Origin of the sequence: Pseudomonas sp. MWU13-2100 (assembly GCF_023242365.1) — a bacterium.
In the GTDB taxonomy this organism is placed as follows: domain Bacteria; phylum Pseudomonadota; class Gammaproteobacteria; order Pseudomonadales; family Pseudomonadaceae; genus Aquipseudomonas.
The window spans coordinates 19042-41184 of record NZ_JALLIX010000040.1 but is presented as its reverse complement, the minus strand read 5'-3'; the positions used below and the strand labels follow the sequence as shown (position 1 = coordinate 41184).

The 22143-nt window shown below is 62.1% G+C and carries 21 protein-coding genes and 1 pseudogene; 10 read left to right on the top strand and 12 right to left on the bottom strand.

Annotated elements, in window-relative coordinates:
• Positions 1–36 precede the first annotated feature (36 nt).
• From M5B99_RS23295 to M5B99_RS23285, 3 genes are read right to left on the bottom strand one after another with little or no spacing between them, the layout of a single operon-like run.
• Positions 37–801, bottom strand: a complete 765-nt coding sequence (locus M5B99_RS23295; RefSeq protein ID WP_248806270.1) for an alpha/beta fold hydrolase — start codon at positions 799–801, stop codon at positions 37–39.
• 56 nt (positions 802–857) lie between these two features.
• A complete protein-coding gene (locus M5B99_RS23290; protein ID WP_248806269.1) occupies positions 858–1295 on the bottom strand; it encodes a DoxX family protein in 438 nt (145 codons plus the stop codon).
• Positions 1292–1564, bottom strand: a complete 273-nt coding sequence (locus M5B99_RS23285; RefSeq protein ID WP_248806268.1) for a DUF2282 domain-containing protein — start codon at positions 1562–1564, stop codon at positions 1292–1294. The genes M5B99_RS23290 and M5B99_RS23285 overlap by 4 nt, the downstream gene beginning before the upstream one ends.
• A 311-nt stretch (positions 1565–1875) precedes the next feature.
• On the opposite strand from M5B99_RS23285, the gene M5B99_RS23280 reads away from it, so the two are divergent.
• Genes M5B99_RS23280 through M5B99_RS23265 form a run of 4 tightly spaced genes read left to right on the top strand, consistent with a single transcriptional unit; the run spans position 1876 to position 4908 of the window.
• On the top strand, positions 1876–3099 hold the full coding sequence (locus M5B99_RS23280) for a SpoIIE family protein phosphatase (RefSeq protein ID WP_248806288.1): 1224 nt from the start codon (positions 1876–1878) through the stop codon (positions 3097–3099).
• Positions 3092–3661: a SiaB family protein kinase gene (locus M5B99_RS23275; RefSeq protein ID WP_248806267.1), complete on the top strand. Its 570-nt coding sequence runs from the start codon at positions 3092–3094 to the stop codon at positions 3659–3661. The genes M5B99_RS23280 and M5B99_RS23275 overlap by 8 nt, the downstream gene beginning before the upstream one ends.
• Positions 3662–3680: 19 nt before the next feature.
• Positions 3681–4070, top strand: a complete 390-nt coding sequence (locus M5B99_RS23270) for a DUF1987 domain-containing protein (RefSeq protein ID WP_248806266.1) — start codon at positions 3681–3683, stop codon at positions 4068–4070.
• A 22-nt stretch (positions 4071–4092) separates the two neighbouring features.
• Positions 4093–4908 carry a GGDEF domain-containing protein gene (locus tag M5B99_RS23265; RefSeq protein WP_248806265.1) on the top strand — a complete coding sequence of 272 codons (816 nt, stop codon included), beginning with the start codon at positions 4093–4095 and terminating at the stop codon, positions 4906–4908.
• On the opposite strand, the gene M5B99_RS23260 is transcribed toward M5B99_RS23265, so the two are convergent.
• Positions 4909–6237: an OprD family porin gene (locus M5B99_RS23260; protein WP_248806264.1), complete on the bottom strand. Its 1329-nt coding sequence runs from the start codon at positions 6235–6237 to the stop codon at positions 4909–4911.
• A 470-nt stretch (positions 6238–6707) separates the two neighbouring features.
• Positions 6708–7904 (bottom strand): amino acid aminotransferase, encoded by a 1197-nt coding sequence (locus tag M5B99_RS23255; protein ID WP_248806263.1) that lies wholly within the window; start codon positions 7902–7904, stop codon positions 6708–6710.
• 324 nt (positions 7905–8228) lie between these two features.
• Here M5B99_RS23255 and uvrB point away from each other — a divergent pair, with 324 nt between their 5' ends.
• Positions 8229–10244, top strand: coding sequence for an excinuclease ABC subunit UvrB (gene uvrB, locus M5B99_RS23250; protein WP_248806262.1), 2016 nt, complete (start codon positions 8229–8231; stop codon positions 10242–10244).
• 143 nt (positions 10245–10387) lie between these two features.
• Here the strand turns inward: uvrB and M5B99_RS23245 are convergent, their stop codons facing one another.
• Positions 10388–11197: a sulfite exporter TauE/SafE family protein gene (locus M5B99_RS23245; protein WP_248806261.1), complete on the bottom strand. Its 810-nt coding sequence runs from the start codon at positions 11195–11197 to the stop codon at positions 10388–10390.
• A gap of 110 nt (positions 11198–11307) precedes the next feature.
• Between M5B99_RS23245 and M5B99_RS23240 the strand changes: the two genes are divergently transcribed.
• The 3 genes from M5B99_RS23240 to M5B99_RS23230 are packed head-to-tail and all read left to right on the top strand — an operon-like array spanning position 11308 to position 14323.
• Positions 11308–12084, top strand: a complete 777-nt coding sequence (locus M5B99_RS23240; protein WP_248806260.1) for an AraC family transcriptional regulator — start codon at positions 11308–11310, stop codon at positions 12082–12084.
• Positions 12085–12110: 26 nt separating this feature from the next.
• Complete coding sequence (gene codA / locus M5B99_RS23235; RefSeq protein ID WP_248806259.1) at positions 12111–13355, top strand: cytosine deaminase; 1245 nt, start codon at positions 12111–12113, stop codon at positions 13353–13355.
• A complete protein-coding gene (locus tag M5B99_RS23230) occupies positions 13352–14323 on the top strand; it encodes a hypothetical protein (RefSeq protein ID WP_248806258.1) in 972 nt (323 codons plus the stop codon). Before codA ends, M5B99_RS23230 begins: the two co-directional genes overlap by 4 nt.
• Positions 14324–14329: 6 nt before the next feature.
• Here M5B99_RS23230 and M5B99_RS23225 read toward each other — a convergent pair whose 3' ends face one another.
• The 4 genes from M5B99_RS23225 to M5B99_RS23210 form a co-directional block, all read right to left on the bottom strand.
• Positions 14330–14920 (bottom strand): hypothetical protein, encoded by a 591-nt coding sequence (locus tag M5B99_RS23225; protein ID WP_248806257.1) that lies wholly within the window; start codon positions 14918–14920, stop codon positions 14330–14332.
• 184 nt (positions 14921–15104) lie between these two features.
• Positions 15105–16097, bottom strand: a complete 993-nt coding sequence (locus tag M5B99_RS23220) for a diaminopimelate epimerase (RefSeq protein WP_248806256.1) — start codon at positions 16095–16097, stop codon at positions 15105–15107.
• A gap of 95 nt (positions 16098–16192) precedes the next feature.
• The gene (gene gudD / locus M5B99_RS23215) at positions 16193–17545 is read right to left on the bottom strand and encodes a glucarate dehydratase (protein WP_248806255.1); all 1353 of its coding nucleotides are present in this window, start codon (positions 17543–17545) and stop codon (positions 16193–16195) included.
• A gap of 28 nt (positions 17546–17573) precedes the next feature.
• The gene (locus M5B99_RS23210; protein ID WP_248806254.1) at positions 17574–18929 is read right to left on the bottom strand and encodes an MFS transporter; all 1356 of its coding nucleotides are present in this window, start codon (positions 18927–18929) and stop codon (positions 17574–17576) included.
• A gap of 351 nt (positions 18930–19280) precedes the next feature.
• Between M5B99_RS23210 and M5B99_RS23205 the strand changes: the two genes are divergently transcribed.
• Together M5B99_RS23205 and M5B99_RS23200 are read left to right on the top strand one after the other, a co-directional pair.
• On the top strand, positions 19281–19997 hold the full coding sequence (locus M5B99_RS23205) for a FadR/GntR family transcriptional regulator (RefSeq protein WP_248806253.1): 717 nt from the start codon (positions 19281–19283) through the stop codon (positions 19995–19997).
• Positions 19998–20192: 195 nt separating this feature from the next.
• Positions 20193–20352: pseudogene (locus tag M5B99_RS23200) on the top strand (MFS transporter); the annotation flags it as partial.
• 90 nt (positions 20353–20442) lie between these two features.
• Here M5B99_RS23200 and M5B99_RS23195 read toward each other — a convergent pair.
• A complete protein-coding gene (locus M5B99_RS23195; protein WP_248806252.1) occupies positions 20443–20982 on the bottom strand; it encodes a cytochrome b in 540 nt (179 codons plus the stop codon).
• Positions 20979–22058 (bottom strand): catalase family peroxidase, encoded by a 1080-nt coding sequence (locus M5B99_RS23190; RefSeq protein WP_248806251.1) that lies wholly within the window; start codon positions 22056–22058, stop codon positions 20979–20981. The genes M5B99_RS23195 and M5B99_RS23190 overlap by 4 nt, the downstream gene beginning before the upstream one ends.
• Between the last annotated feature and the right edge of the window lie 85 nt (positions 22059–22143).

The following is a 22143-nucleotide window of genomic DNA, read 5'->3' as shown; positions in this document are numbered from 1 at the left end:
GGGGGACAGCAGTGATGCTTACGATATGGGCGAGCGTTACTTGACGCTCAACGCGGCCTGCTCGATGACTTTCGCCACCGCCTCGGCCTGAGAGATGTACAGCGTGTGACTGCCCTTGATCTCGGTGACCACGGAGCCTGCACGCTTGTACATCCAGCGCTGCAGGTCTGGATTGAGGGCCTTGTCCTCGGTGGCGACGATCCCGTAGCTCGGCTTCTGGTGCCAGGCCGCGGCCCAGGTCCGCGTGCCGAAGGTCGCGGCGGTCGCCGGCACTTGCGAAGCCGCGAGGAAATCGCTGCGATTGCTGGTCTGATCGGCGGCGAAGTCTTCGCCGAACCTCGCGCGGTCGACAAACAGGTGCCCGTCACGGGTGGCGTGGATGTCGTTGTTCGGCGTCGGCATGGAGTCCAGCAACTGGGTCAGGCTTTCGCCCACTTCCGGTTGCAGCGCGGCGACATACACCAGCGCCTTGACCTTGTCGCGCTCGCCGGCCATGCCGATGACCGCACCGCCGGAGCTGTGGCCGACCAGCACCACCGGACCGACCTGTTGGTCGAGAACCAGCCGGGCAGCGGCGATGTCCTCGTCCATACTGGTCGCTGGCTGGTGCACGACGGTGACCTTGTAGCCCTTGTGGATCAGGATGTCGTGAACGACCCGCCAGCCCGATCCGTCGACAAAGGAGCCGTGGACGATGACGATGTTTTTCGCGCCAGCAGGTGGCGTCGTACCGGCGGCGCCGGCAAACATCGGTGTTGCCAGGGCCAGTGCGGCCAGGGCCAGGGTTGGAAGCTTGCGCATGGTGTTTCCCCACAGGCCGCCAGGGCCTGATGTGATGGTGGATGATGGGTGGTGCGTTACCGGCGTTGGCGCTGCAACAGCGCATCGAGCGACCAGCGACCGCCGCCATGAGCGATCAGTGGCAACAGCAGAGCGGCCCACGTCAGATGCGTCGGCCAGGCACCGGGATAAACGAAGACCTCGATGACCAGGGTCATTCCCAGCAGTGCGGCGGCGGCCGGGCGTGTCAGCAGGCCCAGCACCAGCAGGATCGGAAACAGGTGTTCGGCATAGGTCGCCAGGTGCGCCGCCAGGTCGGACGGGATCAACGGCAACACGTACTCCGAACGGAACAGCACGTAGGTCGATGGCTTGATCGTCAACAGGCCTTGCACCTTGGTGCGCCCGGAAAGAAAGAACACCGAGGCGATGCCCAGGCGCGCCACCAGCAGCAACAGTGGCTCAGGCAGCAGCCGCGTCAGGCCGGCAGTCGCGCCGCTGTTGCCGCGACTCATGGCTGCTCCGCCAGGGAGCCGAAGCCCTTGGGCGTCTTGATCCGGGTGCAGGTGCCCTTGTCCACCAGTACCCAGGCATTGCCCTGGTAGTCGGCCTCGGCGGTGCCGGCACATGAGGTGCCTTTGCCGGCGGCACAATCGTTCTGGCCGGCCTTGGACACGCCGTAGCATTTTTCCTTGGGGCTCTCATCAGCGGCATGGGCGGCGCTGGCGAGGACCGTCAGCGAAAGTGCGAGGGTGGCGGCAAGGGCCGCGTAGGGGCGCTTCATGGACATCTCCCGGTCAACAATGGATGGCGCGAATCAGCAGCGTCGCGGGCTGCGTTGTTCGACCAGCAAAGTTAATCGCGAGCGTGTATCCCTTCTGTGTCGCGAAAGCGGGCAGGAAGTCGCGGGATGTATCAGCCGTCGCTTCGTACACACTGTGATACACGGTGTCACATGCGCGCAGAGCCAGCGTGCCGCAGAGTCGAGCCGACGGCCCAGCCAGAGACCGTCATATAAGCTTCATATTCCGCAGATAGCATTGTGCCTTCACCTCGCCCGGCGACCTCAGCATGCGCGCAGAAAATTTCCCCTTTATGCGTCCACAGCGACCTAGAGATCATCGCTGCGCCGGTGACTTGTGCATTGAGGTACCGGTGATTGATTCCAGCAGCACCAACGCCCTGGTGATGGAAACCTTCAATTCGCACAAAGAGATCGTCTGCCTGGCGGTACTCGAAGACGAGCGCCCCATCGGCCTGATCAACCGCAACATCTTCCTGTCGATGATGAGCAAACCGTTTCACCGCGAGCTGTACGACAAGAAAAGCTGCATTGCCTTCATGGACAAGGAGCCGTTGATCGTCGATGCCGGGATGAGCATTGAAGAATTGACGTTCAAGACCGTGGAGTTTGGCGAAAAGACCCTGGCGGACGGTTTTATCATCACCCGCGACGGCCAATTCGCCGGCTTGGGCAATGGCCTGCAGTTGATGGAAGTGGTCGCGGCCATGCAGGCCGAGAAAAATCGCCAGATCATGCAGAGCATCGAGTATGCGAGCGTTATCCAGCGCGCCATGCTGCGCGCCTCGCGGGATGCCCTGAAGTCGACCCTGGACGATGCCATCCTGCTGTGGGAACCGCGGGATGTGGTCGGGGGCGACTTCTATCATTTCTGCGCCTACCCCGATGGCTGGTTCGGAGCGATTGCCGACTGTACCGGTCACGGCGTTCCCGGCGCCTTCATGACCCTGATCGCCTCCTCCTCGCTGACCCAGGCGCTGGTCAAACTCGGGCCGCGTGATCCCGGCGCACTGTTATCGGCGGTGAATAAAAGCGTCAAGGAATTGTTGGGACAGGTCCAGGGCGTCGATGAAACCCCCGAGTCCGACGATGGCCTGGATGCGGCTTTCTTCTGGTTCGACAGCGCCAGCCAGACCCTGAGTTTTGCCGGCGCGCGCATGTCGCTCTACCTCTTGCCACCTGACGCCCAGCAGTTGGAAACCCTTGCCGGCCAACGGGTAGGCGTCGGCTACGTGGACAGCGACATCGACTACCAATGGCCGGTGAGCCACGTGACAGTGGCGCCGGCCAGCCTGGTGTTCATTGCCACCGATGGCTTGACCGACCAGATTGGCGGCCCACGCAATATTGCGTTCGGCAAGAGCAAGGCCTTCGACACCATACTGGAACACCGCAATCAGCCAGCGACCGTCATCTGCGAAGCCCTGCAACGCACGCTGGCCAATTGGCAGGGAGAGCAAACCCGGCGTGACGACCTCACCCTCTTCTGCGCGCGTCTTGGAAACAATCATGATTAACTCGAATACGACCCACCCCGATTGCCATTTCTTCGACCTGGCCCAGCAGCGCAATGTGATTTTCTATCACATGGGTTATTTCTCGCACACCATCATTACCGCCATGGCCGAGGTGGTCAGGCTGCAGCTGGAAATCTCGGGGGTGAACGGGCCGACGCGACGCAAGCTGTTTTCCTCCTTCGTCGAGCTTTCGCAAAACATCATTCACTATTCCTCCGACTCGTTGCCCACCGAGCCGCACGATGAATCGTCTTTGCGCCAGGGCGCGGTGTGCATCAGCGCCGAGGGTGATCGACACTTGATGCTCTGTGCCAATCCGATTGCCACCAGCGATGTCGACCGCCTGCGGGAAAAGCTCGAACCCTTGCGCAACATGTCGCTTGAAGAGATCAAGCAAGCTTACAAAGTGACCTTGCGCGCCGAAACCCCGGTGGACAGCAAGGGCGCCGGCCTGGGTTTCCTGACAATGGCGCGCGATGCCTGCGCCCCGCTGGAATTCGATTTCTACCCAAGAGCGGACGAGCCGGGAACCACGCTGTTCTGCCTTAAAGCCACTATCTAAGTAGAGTGACGCAATCGCCATGGATAATTTCTACATTGAAGCAACCGCCACATCACCGGAAGTCGACTTTCGTTTCGATCAGAATCTGCTGACGATAAAAGGCGAGTCCTACCCGGAAAATGCCGCCGCCTTCTATGCCCCCGTTCTCCAGCAACTGCGCACCTACCTCGCCGCCCGCGAGGACACCACCATCACCATTCATATTGCCCTGGCCTACTTCAACAGCTCCAGTACCAAGATGCTGTTCAGCATCTTCGACGCTCTGGACAAGGCCGCTCAATCGGGTAACGAGATGCAGGTGAACTGGTATCACGATGAAGAGGATGAAACGATCTTCGAGTTCGGTGAAGAGTTGAAGGCCGACTTTACCGCCATCATCTTCAACGACCACGCAACGACTCTCCAATGACTCCTGGAGAAGGATGATGAGCATGAGCGCTTCAGTCACTTCCGCCGGCGTACAGGATGACGCGGCACACGACCTGTTCAGAAGCGAAACTGACGCCCTTGAACACGCCCGTTCCATTCTGGCCCTGACTGAAGCTGACGCCCCGGTGTACCAGCAGGCCCTCGGCGAGTTGACCGTGCATTTCGAACGACTCATGCGCGAGACACGCCGGCTGATACGCCGCAGCGACCGCGCCGAGCGCGAAATGAACACCCTCAACGCCCAGTTGCAAACCCTGGCCCGGCAACTCGAATACCGCGCCACCCACGATGCGCTGACTGATGTGCTGAACCGTGGTGCGGTGATTGACCTGACCGTGCAAGCGCTGCGCAAAACCGGAGCGGCGATGGTGGTGCTGGACATCGACCACTTCAAGCAAGTCAACGACGAGTTCGGCCATCCGGCGGGCGACGCGGTGATTCAAGGCATCGTCGGCTGCTTGCGCCGTGCCGTGGGCAGTGCCGGATTCATTGGTCGCGTGGGCGGAGAGGAATTTACCGTACTGATTCCCGCCGGCACGCTCGAGGAAGGCCTGAGCCTGGCCGAGGCGCTGCGTGACTGCATTGCCGCACATGTGTTCGGGGCACCGGTGAACCGGCAGATCACCGCGAGTTTCGGGGTCAGCGCCAGCCCCATGGGCACCAGTTTCGACACGGCCTATGGCCTGGCGGATGCGGCCTTGTACCAGGCCAAGCGCTCGGGCAGGAATCGCGTCGAGGCGGCGCGGCCAGGCACGGATGCCTGCCCGCTGGAGCAACAGGAAGAAGAGCGCCCGAGCCCTCCTCTTCCCACCCTGTGATCAGAAGATCGAGATAGGGTAATCGGCGATCAGGCGCACTTCGTTGATGTTGCCGTCCGGCTGGTCGGCATTGGCCCGGTGGAACGACTGGCGCAGGCGCAGCGAAAGATCCCTCGCCGGACCGCTTTGCACCACGTATTTGGCTTCCAGGTCGATCTCATGGTGCGTGCCATTGGCGCCGTAGTGCAGCGCGTTATACGCACTGTTCGCCGCCATCTTGGTGCCGTTGATATCGTCACCGTAGACATAGCGAGTCATGAAGCTCAGGCCCGGCACCCCATAGGTCAACATGTTCAGGTCATAACGCGCCTGCCAGGATTTCTCGCCCGGACCGTTGAAGTCCGAGTACTGCACGGAGTTGGCCAGAAGGATCGAATCACCACCGTCACCCCGCCCGTTGGTGCCGAAGCCGACATAGTCGAACGGCGTGTCGCCGTGGATCTTCTGGAATGCCAGGGTCACGGTGTGCGCGGTCAGGAAGGTGTAGGCCGTGGCGAAGGAGAACGCGGTGTTGTTGATCGGGCCGGCCTTGGCCGCCCCTTCGTCATTGGTCTTGTACAGGTTGAAGTCGAAGTTCAGCGACTGACCCGGCGAGAGCGCCAGGGTGTAGTTGCCGTTGGTGTAGTACTGGCGCCAGACATCTTCGAACTCGGCGCCGTAGAGGCTGAAGTTCAACTTGTCGTTGACCTTGTACTTGCCGCCAAGGTAGTTGACGGCGGTGGTGCTCACGTTCGCGTAACTGGCATATAGCTCATGATCGTTGCTGGTGGTGACCACACCGGTACCACTGGTGAAATGCCCGGCGTCCAGGTCCAGATCCTTGATCTCGCTGCTCAGCAGGTTGAAGCCGGTGGCGGTTTGCGGAATCAGGCGGACACCACCGGCGGCGAAGACCGGTGCGGTGGGCTGCATATCGCCGTAGAGCAATTCGGTCTTGGAGATCCGCATCTTCACCGCGCCGCCGGCCTTGCCGTAATCGCTCTCCGGCTCACCGCTACGACTCACCGGCAAGTTACCCGTATTGCCCGTACCCGCCCCGCCATCGAGCTTGATCCCCCAGTAACCGAAGGCATCCACGCCGAAACCGACGGTGCCCTGGGTGAAACCGGAGCTGTAGTTGCCGAAGATGCCCTGGGTCCAGTCCTTCTGGTCCGCCGGGCCGTTCTTCACATCACGGTTCCAGTATTGATTCTTCAAGTGCAGTGTGAGGCTGCTGTCCTCGACGAAACCCTTGGCGTCGTTTTGATCCGTGACGGTAGTCGCCATGGCCGCCTGGGCCATGCCCAGCGAGACCGCCAGCGTCAGCAAGTTGAGTTTGGTCGACATCATTGTAATTCCCCTGGTTAATAATGTTTCACCCTCTTGTTAGTGCGAACGACGGGTACAGTCCGTCCTCCGCGCGAAGGGGTGGAAACGTAAAGCGGTAAAGGGCAGAAAGTGCCCGAAGGCAAGAACAATCTTCGTGTCAGCGAAGGAGGTGGCGGGTGCAGCATTGGCGATTCCCGGGTGTGTCGACGACACCCCGCAGCCCTTTGAACCGGGCTTTGCGTGCTATTGCCCCTGGGTTTCCCCAATAAGATCCAACGCACTTTGAACCGCCAACCCATGGCCTCTTTTGTTATTGTGATTGCCACCACCTATATATAATTTTTTACCCATCGCCTTCATGAACACTGATTTAAGTAGCGGTGAAGATTTCTTCACCGAGTTTTAAGTTGCGGTTCATGTTTCTCCAGGCGAAAAAAAACCTGCATCGCTGCAGGTTTTTTTTCAGGGGGTGCCAGGTAACACGAGGCGACTCAGATCACCTGAACGATCGCCTTCACCACCGCTTCGATATTGCGCTGGTTCAACGATGCCACGCAGATACGGCCGGTATCCAGTGCGTAGATGCCGAACTCGTTTTTCAGGCGCGCGACTTGCTCGACGGTCAGGCCGGAGTAGGAGAACATCCCGCGCTGGCGACCGACGAAGCTGAAGTCACGCTTGGCGCCGTACTGGGCCAGCAGGTCGACCATCTGCATGCGCATGCCGCGAATGCGCAGGCGCATTTCCGCCAGTTCCGCTTCCCATTGGGCGCGCAGCCCAGGGTTGTTCAACACAGCCGCGACAATGGTCGCACCGTGGGTCGGCGGGTTGGAGTAGTTGGTACGGATCACGCGCTTGACCTGGGACAGGACACGGGCGGTCTCTTCCTTCGACTCGCTGACGATCGACAGCGCACCAACCCGCTCGCCGTACAGCGAGAACGATTTGGAGAACGAGCTGGAGACGAAAAAGGTCAGGCCCGACTCGGCGAACAGACGCACGGCAGCGGCGTCTTCGTCGATACCATCGCCAAAGCCCTGGTACGCCATATCGAGGAACGGCACCAGGTCCTTGGTCTTGACGATGTTCAGCACGTCCTGCCAGTCGGCCGGGGTCAGGTCGACACCGGTCGGGTTGTGGCAGCAGGCGTGCAGCACGACGATGGACTTGGCCGGCAGCGCATTGAGGTCTTCCAGCAGGCCGGCACGGTTCACGCCGTTGCTCGCGGCATCGTAGTAGCGATAGTTCTGCACCGGAAAACCGGCGGCCTCGAACAGCGCGCGGTGGTTTTCCCAGCTCGGGTCACTGATGGCAACGGTGGCGTTCGGCAGCAGTTGCTTGAGGAAGTCGGCACCGATCTTCAGCGCGCCGGTGCCTCCGACCGCTTGGGTGGTGAGCACACGACCGGCGGCGATCAGCGGCGAATCCTGGCCGAACAACAGGGTTTGCACGGCCTTGTCATAGGCGGCAATACCGTCGATCGGCAAGTAGCCACGGGAGGCATGCTGAGCCGCGCGCTGGGTCTCGGCGTCGACAACGGCCCGCAACAGTGGAATTTTCCCACTTTCGTCACAGTAAACACCTACACCCAGATTGACTTTGTCGGTACGGGTATCGGCATTGAATGCTTCGTTGAGGCCCAGGATAGGATCGCGTGGTGCCATTTCGACAGCGGAGAACAGGCTCATTATTGCGGCGGCTCTGAATGGGGGGTGGAGGGGGTGACAACGCTCCGGCCGATTGCACTAGAGCGGTGCACAAACGGGGAGCTAGTATAGAGGCCATCACCGGTCAGGGCGACTGACTATTGTCGGAATGTGACAAGTTTTTTGATTTATTTGCGGGACGCCCGTCCAATTGCAACAAGCCGTCCGGGTAACGCCTGCCTTGAAAGCTGTCCTCCCGGGCACCATATCCAGCATTATCATGTTTTTTCCCTACGACATCGGTCGTAAGAGGTCTTTCTCATTTTCGCCGTGACCGTCAGGCGGGAATGAACCCAGAGGTAGGTTATGTCCGAATTCCAGCTCGTCACCCGCTTCCAGCCCGCTGGCGACCAGCCCGAAGCCATCCGTCAGATGGTCGAGGGCATCGAAGCCGGCCTGGCTCACCAGACCCTGCTCGGGGTGACCGGCTCGGGCAAGACCTTCAGTATCGCCAACGTGATCGCCCAGGTGCAGCGCCCGACCCTGGTGCTGGCGCCGAACAAGACCCTGGCGGCGCAGTTGTACGGCGAGTTCAAGGCGTTTTTCCCGAACAACGCCGTGGAGTATTTCGTTTCCTACTACGACTACTACCAGCCGGAAGCCTACGTACCCTCCTCCGATACCTTTATCGAGAAGGATGCGTCGATCAACGACCATATCGAACAGATGCGCCTGTCGGCGACCAAGGCGCTGCTGGAGCGCAAGGACGCCATCATCGTCACCACGGTGTCCTGCATCTATGGCCTGGGCAGCCCGGAAACCTACCTGAAGATGGTCCTGCACGTGGACCGCGGCGACAAGCTCGACCAACGCGCCCTGCTGCGCCGCCTGGCCGACCTGCAATACACCCGCAACGACATGGACTTCGCCCGTGCGACCTTCCGCGTACGCGGCGACGTGATCGACGTCTACCCGGCCGAATCCGACCTGGAAGCGATCCGTATCGAGCTGTTCGACGACGAAGTGGAAAGCCTCTCGGCCTTCGACCCGCTGACCGGCGAAGTGATCCGCAAGCTGCCGCGCTTTACCTTCTATCCAAAAAGCCACTATGTGACGCCGCGGGAAACCCTGCTCGGCGCCATCGACGGGATCAAGGAGGAACTCAAGGAGCGCCTGGACTACCTGCGCGACAACAACAAGCTGGTAGAAGCCCAGCGCCTGGAACAGCGCACCCGCTTCGACCTGGAAATGATCCTTGAGCTGGGCTACTGCAACGGCATCGAAAACTACTCGCGCTACCTCTCCGGCCGCGCTTCCGGAGAGGCGCCGCCGACCCTCTACGACTACCTCCCGGCGGACGCATTGCTGGTGATCGACGAGTCCCACGTCAGCGTTCCGCAAGTCGGCGCGATGTACAAGGGCGATCGTTCGCGCAAGGAAACCCTGGTGGAATACGGCTTCCGCCTGCCCTCGGCATTGGACAACCGACCGATGCGCTTCGACGAGTGGGAAGCAGTAAGCCCACAGACCATTTTCGTTTCCGCCACCCCCGGCAACTACGAGGCCGAACACGCCGGCCGGGTCATCGAGCAAGTGGTTCGCCCCACGGGCCTGGTGGACCCCCAGGTGGAGATTCGTCCGGCGCTGACCCAGGTCGACGACCTGCTCTCGGAAATCAGCAAACGCGTGGCCGTGGAAGAACGCGTGCTGGTCACTACCCTGACCAAGCGTATGGCCGAGGACCTCACCGACTACCTCGCCGACCATGGTGTGCGGGTGCGTTACCTGCACTCGGACATCGACACCGTGGAGCGTGTGGAAATCATCCGCGACCTGCGCCTGGGCACCTTCGATGTGCTGGTGGGTATCAACCTGCTGCGCGAGGGTCTGGACATGCCCGAGGTGTCGCTGGTGGCGATTCTCGATGCGGACAAGGAAGGTTTCCTGCGTTCCGAGCGCTCGCTGATCCAGACCATCGGACGGGCGGCGCGCAACCTCAACGGACGGGCGATCCTCTATGCGGACCGCATCACCGGTTCCATGGAACGGGCGATCGGCGAGACCGAGCGCCGGCGCGACAAGCAGATTGCCCACAACCTGGCCAACGGCATCACGCCCAAGGGCGTGTTCAAGGATGTCGCCGATATCATGGAAGGCGCCACCGTGCCCGGTTCGCGCAGCAAGAAGCGCAAAGGCATGGCCAAGGCCGCCGAGGAAAACGCCCGCTACGAAAACGAACTGCGTTCGCCGAGCGAGATCGCCAAGCGTATCCGCCAGTTGGAAGAGAAGATGTACCAGTTGGCCCGCGACCTGGAGTTCGAGGCGGCGGCGCAGATGCGCGACGAGGTCGCCAAGCTGCGCGAGCGTTTATTGACCGTGTAGATCAGGAGCACACCACAAACCCTGTGGGAGCGGAGCTTGCCCGCGAAGAGGCCCTTGAGACCGCTAAAGGCTTCGCGGGCAAGCTCCGCTCCCACACAAGCTCCGCTCCCACAAAAGGCTGGGTTTACACCCCGGGAATCGGGTCAGTTCAGTAACATCGCCAACAGCACCAACGCCAGTAAGCCGATGTAGATCCTGGCATGCGAGCGATCCGGAATGCGCCCGATCAACAGCGTCGCCAGGCGCATCCCAGCCAGCGATCCAAGCATCAGCAGCGCGAACGCCAGCAGATCCACATACCCGGCAAACCAGGGCCCCAGCCCCCGCGGACGAAACCCGGCCAGCGCGACATAGGCCAGGGTCCCCACCACCGCCACCGGTACGCTCAGCGGATTGGCCATGGCCGTCGCCAGGCTCATGCTCAGGCCGCTGCGTCGCAACAGCGGTACCGTCATGACGCTGCCACCGACACCGAGAAAGGTCGCCACGGCACCGATCAGCAGGCCACCGCCCACCGTGACCGAGGGCTTGAGCGGCTGCGCCGACAGCGTCGCGCCAGGCTGCATGAACCCGCGACGCGCCAGGCAATCGACAATGGTCAACGCCAGGTAGACGACAAAGGCCCAGCGCACCGCTTCACTGCTGACCAGGCTCGCCAGCACCGCCCCCACCACTGAACCGAGGCCGATAAACCCTGCCAGCGGCCAGATATAGGCACGCCGCAGATTACCGGCACGCCGGTGCTTGCCCGTGGCGATCAGGGCATTGACGATCATCACGCAGGTCGAGGTCGCCACGGCGATCTGCATCGCCACGGCGCTGATTGCCGGGTCCTGGCTACCGCTCAGGGTCCAGTACAACAACGGCACTACCACGAAACCGCCACCAAAACCGAACAGCACGCTGGTCACCCCAGCCAGCCCGCCAAACACTGCCAACAGCCCATAAAGCATCACGTCGGCTCCTTTCAGGAAAAGAGAAGCCCAACCTTAAGTAGCTGACACTTGGCGTGCTTGCGCAAGTCTGCCAATACTGTTTGCGTTTCGGCCAGATAAATACCCTCATGCGCAATACTTCCCTCGCCCTGTTCGATCACCTGCCCCGGGCCGTGATCGCCATCGGCACCGATTACCCTCACGGGCACCTGCTGGCCCGCCATCAGCACCGCCGGGCGCAATTACTCTATGGCGCCACGGGGGTGATGCATGTACTCACCGATGGCGGCAACTGGATCGTTCCGCCGCAGCGCGCGGTGTGGATTCCCCCGGCTGTGCCCCATCAGGTGCTGATGCTCGGTGTCAGCACCCGCAGCCTGTACGTCGAGCCCGACGCCGTCGGCCAGATGAGCCAGGCCTGCCAGGTACTGGAAGTCTCGGCCCTGCTACGGCAACTACTGATCGCCGCCGTCGACATGCCGGTGGACTACGACCAACAGGGCCGCGACGGTGCGCTGATCACCCTGTTGCTACATGAACTGGCCACTGCCAACAGCTTGCCGTTGCATATCCCGCTGCCCCAGGACCGGCGCCTGCTGCCGCTGTGCCAGGCCTTCGTCGAGCAGCCGGATATCCGCCAGTCGCCCCAGGCCTGGGCGGACCGCCTGCACCTGAGCCTGCGCAGCTTCGGGCGATTGTTCCAGGAACAGACGGCCCTGAGCTTTTCCCAATGGCGGCAACGGGTCTGCGTGGTCCTGGCCCTGGCCCGGCTGAGCCAGGGCGAATCGGTCACGCGGATTGCCCTGGACTTCGGCTACCAGAGCCCGGCGGCATTTTCGACCATGTTCCGTCGAGTTCTCGGGCGATCTCCGAGCAGTTTCCTGCAGACTTCGGATACCTTATGACGACACGTACGACAAGGAACCCGCCCATGCATATCCTCAACGCCAAGCTGCGTCACCGCGAAGGCCTGTATGACCTGCACCTGGAACACGCACGGATCGCGAGCATCACTCCGCAAAACGGCCCGTTGAGCGTCGGCCCGAACGATCTCGACGCCCGGGGCAACCTGGTGGTCCCGCCTTTCGTCGAGCCGCATATCCACCTCGACGCCACCCTCACCGCCGGCGAACCGCGCTGGAACATGAGCGGCACCCTGTTCGAAGGCATCGAGTGCTGGGGGGAACGCAAGGCGACCATCACCCATGACGACACCAAGGCCCGCGCCAAAAAAACCATCCGCAGCCTCGCCGCCCATGGCATCCAGCATGTGCGGACCCATGTCGATGTCACCGATCCAGAGCTGACCGCGCTCAAGGCCATGCTTGAGGTGCGCGAGGAAAGCCGGCACCTGATCGACCTGCAGATCGTCGCGTTTCCCCAGGAGGGCATCGAGTCCTATCGCAATGGCCGGGAGCTGATGGTCGAGGCGATCAATCTCGGCGCCGACGTGGTCGGCGGTATCCCGCATTTCGAGTACACCCGCGACCAGGGCGTGTCCTCGGTGAAATTCCTGATGGACCTGGCGGAAAAAACCGGCTGCCTGGTGGATGTGCACTGTGACGAAACCGACGACCCGCACTCGCGCTTCCTCGAAGTGCTGGCCGAAGAAGCCCGCAGCCGCGATATGGGTTCGCAGGTGACCGCCAGCCACACCACGGCCATGGGCTCCTACGACAATGCCTACTGCGCCAAGCTGTTCCGCTTGCTGAAGGCCTCGGGGATCAGCTTTGTGTCCTGCCCCACCGAAAGCATTCATTTGCAGGGGCGCTTCGATAACTTTCCGAAACGCCGGGGCGTGACCCGGGTGAACGAGCTGCTCGATGCCGGGATGAACGTCTGCTTCGGCCAGGACTCGATCGTCGACCCCTGGTATCCACTGGGCAACGGCAACATCCTGCGAGTGCTGGAGGCCGGGCTGCATATCTGCCATATGCTCGGTTATCGCAACCTGCAAAGCGCGCTGGACCTGGTCACGGACAACAGTGCCAGGGCCATGGCCCTGGGCGAACGTTACGGACTGCAAGTCGGGCGCCCGGCCAACCTGCTGATCCTCTCGGCGGACAGCGACTACGAGATGATCCGCAGCCAGGGCTTGCCGCTGTACTCGATCCGTGGCGGCAAGGTCCTGGTGAAACGCGAGCCGGCGCAGTTGCAGTGGCAGGACCCGCTATGAAATTCGACAAGGCCTATTGCATCAGTCTCGACGAAAAACTGACGATCTACGACGTCCGCGATCTGAATTTCGACGAGACGGTGGAGTTCGATTCAAGCCGGGAAAGCTTCCAGTGCCCGAACGATGCCTGCCGCGCCGCGTTCGACAGCAACAACCGGCTGACCACCTACAACGCCAGCAACCCACGCTTCAAACGGACTCCGCACTTCAAGAACATGCCCAGTACCCGGCACCTGGCGGATTGCCCGTACCTGAGCGCGGAAACCGCACCGGGCGTGCTCGATCCGGAGCACCCGCTGGACGATATCGAAGGCGAACAGAACTTCCCCGTCGAGCTGCTGCTGACCCGCCGGACTTACACGCGCAAGCCAGCGACCGCCAGCGACGCCCATCCGCCGCAGCCGGCAGCGGACCCGGCGCCAGCTCCCGGCGGTATCCATGCCGCCGAGGAAGCCAAGGCGCCCCCCAATCGCACCAGCGTGTTCGCCCATCCGGTGGAGTGCTTCGTCTCCAACCACGCCAACAAGGACCTGCTCAAACGCATGCCCTTGACCGTTGGCGACCTGACCCTGAACTACAACGCCTTCTTCAAGAAGGTCGAATACTGCCAGGACCGCGAGGGCCTGATCTACTGGGGCAGGATCAAGGAAATCAAGGACTACAAGACCAGCTTCAGCGTGGTCTTCGACAAACCGTTGTGGGCTGACAAAAAGCGCTATTCGATCAATGTCTACCTGAGCAAAAGCCTGATCGAGAACTATCGCCAGCGCACGGTGTTCCTGGCAGAGATCAACAGCGTCATCAACCACGCTGAAGACCTGTATTGCTTCTTCTACGGTGTCACGCCGCAATTGAAGCAAGTGCCGAGCAAGAAAACCCCCGACCAGACCTTCAGTGTGTTCAGTTGCGAAATCGACAACCTGGATCACTTCCTGATTCGCGAAGCGCCAGGACTCGATGCCCCTTGAGCCGGCTCAGTCGGCCACGCTGGAACGCGCGGTCGAGGCACCGGCCCACTGGTAGGTCTTGTGCGCGGCACACCGGGTATCACCGCCCACCGAGCGATCGAACACGAACTCGAAGGTCACCGCGCCCTGATAGTCCGTGCGCACGATCCGGTTGACGTCGAGCAGATGCCAGCTGCCATCCTGGCGCATCGCGTCCGGGGAACGGTATTGGTCGCTGGCGCGGACCACACCCTGCTTATTCAAGGTGTCCAGGTGAAAGTTCACATTGGCCTTGTTGCCGCCGCTCTGGCCGCTGCTGCGAACAATCCGGTAGCGCACCGCACTGACATCGAAGTAAGCCGTATTGCCGGCGGAGGCGAACACCACCCGGGCCTCCAGTTCACCGCGGAAACGGCCGACCGAGCAGGAAAAATAATCGGTGCGACTGCCCTCCAACAGTTCCGCCGGACTGGACTCAACCGCGTCGGTACTGGTGGAGGAAGCCAATTTCTTATCGCTGGCAGCCGGCTCGGGCACCAGTTGAGCGCAGGCGGAGCCGACGCTGCAAACCAGTCCGGCACACACCAGCGCGCTGAATAGACCTTTAACTGCTCTCATCGTAAATTCCCTTTAAACGAGTCGGAAATTCGGCCCCGTTGTCACGGGCCGAACGGGGCAAGGCGCTCGCCAGCCTTCAACCCCGCCGTCCCATCAAGCCAAAACCACCAAGGCCGGACAAGGGCTGAACGGGCCTGTGGAGGGGGGGTGTTTTCTGGTCTTGATGTCGGCCTCAGGCCGCTCCTCAGGATTGACGCCGAGCGGCGCCAAACAGATGGACACTCTGCAATTCACCCTCCCACGCCACCAGGCGGATCGGCGCCGTACCACCCGGCATGCTGACCCGGACTTCACCGGCCTCGACCCAACCGACCCGCCAGGCAGCACAGGCCACCGCGCTGGCGCTGGTGCCGGAGGATGCCGTCGGCCCTTCGCCGCGCTCGAACACCCGGGCCTGCAAGTGCCCCGGCGCCACCCGAGTCGCCCATTGCAGATTCACCCCTGCCGCACAGGGCTCGCCAGTTCCGACCGGTGGAGCGAAAGCAATGCGCGTCAAGCCAGACGCCACTGCCGGTTCGTCCATCTGCGCGTTGCTCGGCAGCAACGCCGCCTCGTCGACCAGGGTCACACAATGCGGATTGCCGATGCGCACGAACTGGCTGTGCCGCCAGGCCGCATTCAGGCTCGACAAGACCGCGACATGGCTCAACGGACGGCCATTCAACTCAGCCTCTCCCACACCCTGGGCCGCCACCGCCGCCGGACCGAACGCCGGTGTTCCCAGATCCAGCCAGAACCCCGGTTGCCCCTCGACCTGCGCCGGCTCGACCGCAGTCGCAAGCGGAGACAGGCCGCCCGCTTGATCATGATGAACCCGCAACAGACACGCGCCCTGAACCGGCATCAGGCCCTGCTCGGTCAGCGCCTGGGCGAAAATCGTCAAGCCGTTGCCACTGCGCTCGGCCAGGGTGCCGTCGGTATTGACGATCAACAGGTCGAATGGCGCTTGCGCCTGGAACGGCCCCACCAGCAAGCCATCGGAACGATGGTGTTTACCTTCTCGCGCAGGCGCCTGCCCTCCCCAGCCACAGAGCGCCTCCACCGCTCCAGGTGCCCAGTCCTGGCGCAGTAGCGCCGCCTGCGCGGCATCGGCCGGCACCTCCAGGCCGAGTCCGCGCACTTCAGCGGGGCTCGCCACGGCATAGATATTCCCACGGGCATCGTAAAACGTCGGCATACACCCTCTCTGCAAGCGTCCTCTCAAACCCGCCACTCTACGCGTCGACGGCGAGCAGATCATTACCGTCACGCTGTTCCAGATACGAACAGGGCTCAGCGTACCAGGCACGGGCGCTTGTTGTTGAACGACCAACCGGGAACCAGAAACTGCATCGCCACGGCGTCGTCGCGGGCGCCGAGGCCCATGTTTTTGTAGCACTCATGGGCCTTGGCCACCGCGTCCGTATCCAACTCGATACCCAACCCCGGCTTTTGCGGCACCTGGATAAAACCGTCGACGATCTGCAGCGGATCCTTGGTCAGGCCCTGGCCGTCCTGCCAGATCCAGTGAGTGTCGATGGCGGTGATCTCGCCCGGCGCGGCGGCGGCCACATGGGTGAACATCGCCAGGGAAATATCGAAATGGTTGTTGGAATGCGACCCCCAGGTCAGGCCCCATTCATGGCACATCTGCGCAACCCGCACCGAGCCCTGCATGGTCCAGAAATGCGGGTCGGCCAGGGGAATGTCGACGGCGTGCAATTGAATCGCGTGGCCCATTTCCCGCCAGTCGGTGGCGATCATATTGGTTGCCGTCGGCAGGCCCGTGGCCCGGCGGAACTCGGCCATGACTTCACGACCGGAGTAGCCGTTCTCGGCACCGCAAGGGTCCTCGGCATAGGCCAGCACATGATGCTGATCACGGCACAGGGCGATGGCTTCCTTCAGCGACCAGGCGCCGTTGGGGTCGAGGGTGATCCGCGCCAGGGGGAAGCGCTCGGCCAGGGCCGTGACCGCCTCGATTTCCGCGGCGCCACTGAGCACACCGCCCTTGAGTTTGAAGTCATTGAAGCCGTAACGCGCCTGGGCGGCTTCGGCCAGTTTGACGATGGCCTCGGGGGTCATCGCCTCTTCATGGCGCAGGCGGAACCAGGCGTCATCGGCATCGGTTTCATGACGATAGGCCAGGTCGGTCTTGCCGCGATCGCCGATATAGAACAGATAACCCAGCACCTTCACCGCCTCGCGCTGCTGCCCCTCACCCAACAGGGCCGCCACGGGCACACCGAGGAACTGGCCGAGCAGGTCCAGCAACGCGGCTTCCAGTGCGGTGACCGCATGAATGGTGATCCGCAGGTCAAAGGTCTGCTGGCCGCGACCACCGGCATCGCGCTCGGCGAAGGTGCGGCGCACCTCATTGAGCAGCTTCTGGTAGTTGCCGATGGACTGCCCCAGCAGCAACGAACGGGCATCCTCCAGAGTGGCACGGATACGCTCGCCGCCGGGCACTTCACCGACGCCGGTGTGGCCGCTGCTGTCAGTAATGATCACGATATTGCGGGTGAAAAACGGGCCATGGGCACCACTCAGATTCAGCAGCATGCTGTCGTGGCCGGCCACCGGAATGACCTGCAAGCGGGTGATGACAGGGGCCTGGCCAGCCGCGCGCAACGTGTTTGTAGTCATGATGGGTACCTGTATTCAACCGCGGTATTCAATGGGATTTGTTCAGGGCCGGGCTGACAACGCCCGGTAATGCAGGGACCGGCTTGGGCTGGGTACGGGCAAAGAACACCAGGATCGCGGCGATCACCGAGGCCGCCGCCAGGCCGTACAAGCCACCCTGGATCGAACCGGTGCGTTCCTCCAGCAAGCCGAAGGTGGCCGGCGCGACGAAGCCGCCGAGGTTGCCCGTGGAGTTGATCAGGGCGATCACCGCTGCGGCGATACGGGCATCCAGGTAAGCCTGCGGAATCGGCCAGAACAACGACGATGCAGACTTGAAGCCGATGGCCGCGAAGCACACCGCGACAAAGGCGAAGATCGGCCCGCCGGTGGTGGACATGAACATCCCCAGCGCCGCGATCAGCAGCGCCGAGGCGACCCAGGCCTGCTGGTGTTTCCACTTACCCGAGAGCGCCGCGAAGGCATACATGGCAATGATCGAGATCAGCCAGGGAATCGAGTTGAAGAAGCCGACCTGCAGGTCGCTGAGCGTGCCCATCTTCTTGATGATGCTGGGCAGCCAGAAGGTCGCGGCATAGATGGTCAGCTGGATGCAGAAATACAGCACGCAGAACAGCAGGATCTGGCGGTCCTTGAGCAAACTCCAGATCGACGGTTTGACCGGCATCGAAGCATCACGCAGCTGCTGTTCGTCTTCGATGACCTGCACCAGCAACTGTTGCTCGGCGACGCTCAACCACTTCGCATCCTTGGGCGCGGAGTCGAGCCAGAACCAGGTGAACCCGCAGAGCACCACCGACGCCAGGCCCTCGATGATGAACATCCACTGCCAGCCGTGCCAGCCGAAGCCTTCGATCTGCAGCAGGGCTCCGGACAACGGGCCGGAAACCAGCGAGGCCACGGCCGAGCCGCTGAGGAAGATGGCGATCGCCTTGCCACGCTCAATCCCCGGCAGCCAGCGGGTGAAGTAGTAGATCACCCCGGGAAAGAAGCCGGCCTCGGCCACCCCCAGCAGGAAGCGCAGGATGTAGAAGTGGGTTTCGTTCTGGGCAAAGGCCATGGCCGTGGCGACCAGCCCCCAGGTGAACATGATCCGGGTCAGCCAGAGCCGTGCGCCGACCTTCTGCAAGAGGATATTGGACGGGACTTCGAACAGCGCATAACCGATGAAGAACAACCCGGCACCAAAACCGTAGGCAGCGGCCCCGATCCCCAGGTCGTGTTCCAGGTGCGTACGCACGAAACCGATGTTCACCCGGTCGATGTAGTTGACGATAAACATGATGACGAACAGCGGCAGCACGTGGCGCTTGACCTTCGCTACGGCGATGGCCAGCAGGGAATCGCGCTCCGCTGTTGCGGACGGATCTAGGGTGTTGTTCACGACAAGTCTCCCACGGGTTATTTTTGTGTGCGGGGTGCTGGATCAGACGAACCAGTCGACAGTCATCATACAAGTAGAAAAATAGGGCAACAAGTGCCCCAGCCACGACTTGTGGGCAGAAATCGCCAAAGATGAACGAAAATATCCACTACAAAACGATTAACAATTTGATTTATAATAATTTTATTTCAATTGGAAATATCTTACGGCATCACACAAAAACGCTCGGCCAATGTCATCAGCCAGAAAGAGCCGCGTCTGGCTTCAAGTTGTCATACATGCTGACGGTCATTACTACGCCTCTTGTCATACGAGTGTTAAGCTTTCCCCTCGCCCCTGCGTGACACGCCCATGAACACTGAAACCGTCCCCTCTGCGCCGCGGCGCAAACGCAGCCCCAACCTGGCCCACGACCTGGTCGATCACCTGACCCAGCAGATTCGCCTGGGGCATTTGAAGCCGGGCGACAAGCTGCCGTCGGAAAGCGCCATCGTCTGCGAGCACAAGGTCAGCCGCACGGTGGTGCGCGAAGCGATTTCCAAATTGCAGGCCTCGGGCTGGGTGGAAACCCATCATGGTGTCGGCAGTTTCGTGCTTGAGCGCCAGGAGCCCCACGGCCTGCGCCTGAATGTGGAAACCGCGTTGAGCGTGCGCGATCTGCTGGAACTGCGCCTGGGCCTGGAAACCCAGGCGGCGGCACTGGCGGCACGCCGGCGCAGCGATGAACATCTCAAGCAGATGCGTGCGGCACTGGATGAGTATCGGAGCCTGTTGGCCAACAACGACAGTTGTGTGGCGGCCGACCAGCGTTTTCACCTGCTGATCGCCGAGGCCACTGGCAATGTCTACTTTTCCGAGATTCTGCTGCACCTGGGCAGCTCGATGATTCCGCGCACCCGGGTGCCGGGCGCGGAGCGTGGCGATGCCGACCTGGCGCAACTGGGCCAGCTCGCCAGCCTGGAGCACGAGGCGATCCTGAACGCTATCCGCCGCCAGGACCCGGATGCGGCGCGGGCGGCGATGTGGACGCACCTGAGCAACAGCCGCGAGCGGTTTTCCCGCGAATAACCCGCCCTTGAGCAGCACCGAGAGATCTGTAGGAGCTGCCGGTCGACGCTCGATTGCTCGCGATCAGCCGGCAGGCTGGAGTTCCGGCTGTGCCGCGCATACTGCGTGATCTACGCCGCTCATCTGGCAGCACAGGATGAGCACGGCCAGGTGGTCGGGACGATCACCAGCGCTAGCGTGGTCGGCCTGCTGATGGCCCAGAGTCGCCTGGCGGCGGGGTACATGCTGTTTATTCGGTGGGCAGCGCGGCAGGGTCGATCGGGGCAACGGCGATGTATGCCTGGGCGGGTTGGGGGGGTGTCTGTTGGGGGCGGGTATCAATGCAGTGGCGCTGGTTTTTTTGAGAGGGGCGCTGAGGACGGTGAGAAACCGTCAAGCCAGCGTTGTCAGAGCCGGCCTCTTCGCGGCGGTGCGGCGAAGAGGCAGGTCCGAACAACCGATTTCTTCAATCCTTACCGCGCAGCATGCTTTCCAGCACTCCATCCCGGCGAATCCAGCCATGGAACAGCGCCGCCGCCAGGTGCATCAACACTGTCAGGAACAGCAGATACGCCAGGTACCCATGAGCCTTGCGCAAAAAGGCAAAGGTCGTCGGATTGGCCGACACGATCGCCGGCAATTGCAGCGAACTGCTCAGCATCACCGGATCCCCCGCCGCCGAAATCATCGCCCAACCCAGCAGCGGCAATACCAGCATCAAGGCATACAGCAGCACATGGGACAGCTTCGCCGCCAGCACCTGCCATCCCGGCAAGTCACTCGGCAGCACTGGCTGGCGAGTGCTGAAACGCACCACCAGACGCACCACCACCAGCAACAGAATCGCAATCCCCAACGGCTTGTGCAGGTGCAGCAACCATTCATGCCGTTCGGACACCGAGGCCACCATGCCGGCCCCGATAAACAGCATCGCCAGGATCATCAGCGCCATCAACCAATGCAGCAGGCGCGCCAGGGCCGCGAAGTGATTCGAAGGGGCGCTCATGGACGGGACTCCTGTGACGAATGGGCAGCGGGCAAGGCACCGACTTCACTGGTGCGACGCCGATAGGAACTGGCATAAGCCGCCGAACGCGCCGCCAGCAAGGGATCAGTCGAGGCCTCGATGCCACTCGGCAGGATCAGCGGGTCGTAATTGATATCGCGGCAATCACCGTCGTCCTGGGGCTGGGTGCTTTCCAGCACCAGGGTACCGGCGTTGAGCACCTTGTGCTCGCCGGCCCATTGCCGGCTGGCATCGTCCGTCGGGTCGCCGGGATTGGCCAAGGTCAAGCGCAACTGCCATTTCAGCGGCCCGGCCGCCAGGCGCTGGACCAGGTCCTTGGCGAGAAAATCGGCACCGTCCGGGGCTGTCGCACCCACGGCATCCTGGCTCAGCGGCACCAGCCCCCAACGCACGGCCTGGCGCTGGCCGGCCGCGTCAACCAGGTAGAAGGCATTCAGGCCGTTGTAGCTTTCGGTGGCATAGCTGGCCGACGGCTTGGCGGTCTTGACCCATTGCAGGAACGGCGCGGTTTCTGGATGACTGGCAAAGAACGCCGCCATGGCCGCCGGATTTGGCTTGCCGGTGCTCGGGTCGGGTGAGGCCGCCTTGAGCTGCTGGAAAAACGCCTCGGGTGTCCCGACCGGAAACACCGGCATACTGTTCATCCCCGTGCGCCATTGCTGCCCGTTGGCCTGGGTGAAACGCAAGCCCAGACTGCGAATCGGCACGCTGCTGTCCGGCGCGTAAGGATTGCCACTGGGCAAGGCGAAGCGACCTTCCACCGGCACACTACCTTCGCGAAAAACCTGGGCGCTGGAATAGGCACGGGCGGCATCACTGCTTTCAAAGTACCCGGCGACACACACGCCCTTGGCATGATTACGCCTGAAGCCGGCATGCAGGCCGTTGTTTTTCTCGAACGTATTGACGATCCGCCCGGGGGTCAGGCGCGCCGGATCGAGCCGCCCGTTGACATAGGCAAAGGCCCCGACCAGGGCCGCGAGCACGGCGGCGATGCCGGCCAGGCGCAAGACCTTGCTCAAACCGCTGAGGGGCGGTGGTGTGTGATCTACCATGAAAAAACTCCAGGGCCTCAGGCGGCCACAGGGTGAGGGAGCTATAAGACGAAGGCCGGTCCGGTTTATTCCAGACCCCTGATTT